The following is a 4063-nucleotide window of genomic DNA, read 5'->3' on the forward strand; positions in this document are numbered from 1 at the left end:
AGACCACCTTTCGCCTGAGGCGAGGGTCTATTTTCAGAAGTACGGGAGTCTGGCCGAGGGCGTGTGGATGTTTGGCTCGGATCGGCACGACCCGCGCGACGTGAAAAACGAGGATTTTGTGGGGAACACGCCGGAGCAATTTCGGGCACTGTACGCCAATTCGCTGATGTTGTCCCGCCGCTACAACTGGATTTACGGCCGCGACGGATTTTCCGAGCGGGGACAAAAAGCGTACAAGGGAGAGCAAGATTTGTCAATCTTTCGGAAAATCGTGCAGGAAAAACAGATCGTGACCAACCCGAAGTACGTGAAACTGGCCCGTTCCATTCGGAATCTCACCGGCGAGGACGTGTCCCGGGCGCTGGGGCTGGGCGTGGACTACCGGTTGGACGGTCCCCGCGACGATGTGTTGGCGGGAATTTTCCCGCTGAAGCGCCTCCGACAGGCGCACCGCCAGGCGCTTTCCAACCGACTGAAGGAATTGGGCGAAAAGGAATTCTGGGGGCATTTTCAGAATTTCCGGAAAATTTTCCAAACGCAGAAAACCTGGCTGCTCATCGGGCCGTTTGACAACACCGACAATCGTGGATTTCGCACGGTATTTCCACCGGAGCGGGAATTGAATCTCACCCAATTCTACCGCGGCAAAACACAGCCGATTCACTGGTTCGCCTACGCGGACTGGACATCGCGCGGATCGGTGGATCTGACCCGGATTTTTCGTCCCAAAAACAATGTGTGTGCCTACGCGTTCAGCGAAATCATTTCCCCGGTGCGTCAGAAAGTCCAGATGCGCCTGGGCACCAACGACGCCTGTGTGCTGTGGGTAAACGGGAAAAAGATTTTCACCCAACCCAAACCGGGACGGGCTATTCTGGACAAGGACATTGTGCCGGTCCAAAAGGGGGCCAACCGAATTCTGCTGAAGGTCTGCCAGGGCGGCGCCGGCTGGGGATTCTATTTTCGCATCACGGACGCACAGGGCCACCCGATTTCAAATTGTACCGTTCATCTTCCGGAGGAAAAATGATGCGGACACAGCCACAGAATTTTCTCGCAAAAAGAACCGCCGGCCTGATATTGGGTTTGGCATTGGTTTTGGCGGGATGTGCCCAGTCGCCTTCTTTTTCACGCCGCGGCTGGACAATTCAGGTTAACGCCAAAAAGCAGGAAATCACCATTCGCCAGAGAGACCTGGGCGTGGTGCTGGAAGCGGGAAAACTTTTTTTGAAGAAAGAAGGGCTCCTGACGGCATTGACCCAGTGGGACGTGTCCACAAAAGACAACCAGGAACTTACGATTGTAACGCACGAGCCGGAAAAAACGACTTGGTATTTTCTAATTACAGCCGCCGGAGTGAATATTGAGTGCAAAGATCCCGCGGCCGTTTTTTCGGGATGGGCTCCAGCGGACGGTGGGCGCATTCCGGCGCGGGTTAAAAGTCAGGATAACGGAATTATTTTCACCTCCCTGGGATTGGTTTCAGCCCGGGGCATCACCCGGCTGTTTGACCGCCTGACGGACATTCTGATTCGTTTTCCGGACGCGAGCAGGTTCGTGCGGGATGCGGCTCACCCGGAGAAGATGCGGGTCACCTTTCCCCTGCTGCCCTACCGCGGACCCCGCGGGGGAAAATGGATCAACCGAAGGGGCCAGCGTCAATTCCCGGATGCGGAAATCAGCCTGGTTCGCGATTATTACGAGAAAGTTGTGGGGCTCAAACACTACGTTCCCTACTGGCCGCAGTTTCCGCACGCGCACCCCTTTCGGCGGGCGGCCACGGGCTGGCTGTCCTGGTACTGCTACTACATGCCCGCCAATGAAGAGGACATGGTGGTGGAAACCGACGCTCTGGCCGAAAAGCTCAAGTCCTACGGCCTGGAATACGTCCAACTGGATGCGGCGTTTACGGGGGGCCCCGAGGCCAATTGGCTGGAGTGGAACAAGCAGAAGTTCCCCCACGGCGGCAAATGGCTGATGCGCTACATTCAAAACAAAGGGTTGCGGCCCGGTCTCTGGGTAAATGCAATGGGGGCCAATTACGCCCACCCGGCATTTGGCAGGCAATTCCCCAACGGCCGGTACCCCGAAAACTGGTTTTTGCACGATCGGTACGGGAATTTGATTCGCGCCTGCTGCACGGCGGACACCACCGTGGTGCGGCTGGATTACTCCAATCCCGCCGTGCTGGAAAAGCACCTGAAACCGCTGTTCAAAACCCTGGTGGATGACTGGGGTGTGGCATATTTGAAGGATGCGGGACACGCGCGGTGGTGCTTCACGTTCGAGGCGAACCGGGCGTGGGCGTTCAATCCTGCACTGGAAGGGTGCGACCTCTACTGGAATGCCCAGCAAGTCATTCGCCGAATCATGGGGCCCAGCAACTGGATCTTAGGCTGCGATGCCCAGGGTGGCGCGGCCGATTACTCCCGGGGATTCGGCCTGTTTGACAGCGCGTTCAACACCACCCACGATGTGTACGACCGCTGGAAAGAAACCAAACGCCGGTTGGGTGCCCTGTTCAGTGCGAATTATTTGAATGACATCGTGCTGTACAACGACCCCGATGCCCTGATGGTGCGTCCGCCCCTGACGCTGGACGAGGCGCTTACGAATGTGACGGCCACGGCCCTGACCGGTCAGGCGTTCATCATCAGCGATTTTATTGCTCAACCCTCACCGGCGCGCGTGGCCGATTTGCAGCAGCACACCCGCTGGGGGCGGGAATTCCCCGATTTGATCAAAAAACTAAGCGGCCGGCGCCTTACACTCTACCGAAAAACCATGCCGGCACTGAACATCACACCGATGGATTTGTTTCCCTTTCGGGCGAAAGCCGAATTTGGCCCCCTGCCGGAAGGGTACCCGGCTACGAAAAATTACCCGCGCGGTTTGGATTTGAAGGTAAATGCCGCTTCCGGCGTGTACGACGTGCTGGCTCTGTTCAACTGGTCGGATACGGACACCCTGCACGGCGTTGATTTTCTTGCGGATTTGGGTTTGGATTCCACACAAACCTACCGGATTTTCGATTACTGGAACCAGATGCTACTCGGCACCTTTCAAAAGCACGTTCAGGCAGAGGTGCCTCTTCACGGAGTGCGCGTGCTGGTCATTCGAAAGGCGGAAAACCGGCCGCAGCTTTTGGCCACGTCCCGTCACATTTCGGCGGGAGCGTTTAGCATTCAGAAAATGGCGTGGGATGAAGCGACCCAAACCTTACTGGGTATTTCACAGACCGTTCCGGGAGACGCGTACACCCTGTTTCTGTACGTTCCCCCGAAATTTCGTGTAACAAGAGCTATGGCCGGAAACACATGGGCAGCCGTACACCGAACGTCAAGCGGACTGGTGCAGATGACTTTTCAAGGAAAACAAAAACCGGTGGCGTGGAAAATCACCTTTCAGAAGGAGGGGGCGTAATGGCCAAAGGCGAGACCTTCCCGAGCGAAGCCTACCGGACGTTCGATCCGGAAACCGGCGTGGAAATCTGGCAGCTTACCAGCGGTCCGACGGTGAACACGAATTTGTACACCCACGTGAATTGCTTCACGCGGGATTCCAAAACATTGCTTTTTCAGAGTTTTCCGCAGTACACACGCGGCGCCACACCCCAAATTTTTCGGGTGGACGTGGATGGCAAGGTACTCACGCAATTAACGGATGCGGTTGGAATTGGCGGAATTGTGCTGGCGAAAACGGAGCCGGTTGTGTATTTTTTACGGGGAAACGAATTGGTGCGGGAAGCGATTTTCTCGCTGGAAGAAACGGTTGTGGCCGATGTGGATGAGGTGGCGTCCGCTGAAACCGCTCTGGGAAGCCTCGCCCCGGACGACCGCCTGTACGCAGCAGACGTGCGGCTAAAGGACGGGCGATTCGGGATTATGACGGTCAAACTGCCGGAGGGGAAGGTCCGGGTACACGAAATGGAGGCGGTGACCCACCACGTACAGATCAATCCGGCGGACGGACACACGCTGCTTTTTCAGTATTTCAACCCCGATCCCCACATGCTCTGGCTGATGGACGCTGACGGAATGAACCTGCGGCCGCTAAAAATCCT

General features: G+C 56.6%; 3 protein-coding genes. All 3 read left to right on the plus strand.

What is annotated here, in order from left to right; all coding sequences use genetic code 11:
* The coding region (locus GXO76_16025; protein ID NOY79361.1) for a hypothetical protein at window positions 1-1030 on the plus strand (1030 nt) is incomplete at its 5' end.
* Window positions 1027-3423, plus strand: coding sequence for a hypothetical protein (locus GXO76_16030; GenBank protein NOY79362.1), 2397 nt, complete (start codon window positions 1027-1029; stop codon window positions 3421-3423). The genes GXO76_16025 and GXO76_16030, both read left to right, overlap by 4 nt.
* The coding region (locus GXO76_16035; GenBank protein NOY79363.1) for a hypothetical protein at window positions 3423-4063 on the plus strand (641 nt) is incomplete at its 3' end. The genes GXO76_16030 and GXO76_16035, both read left to right, overlap by 1 nt.

It is taken from the genome of Calditrichota bacterium (assembly GCA_013151735.1).
GTDB lineage: Bacteria > Zhuqueibacterota > JdFR-76 > JdFR-76 > BMS3Abin05 > BMS3Abin05.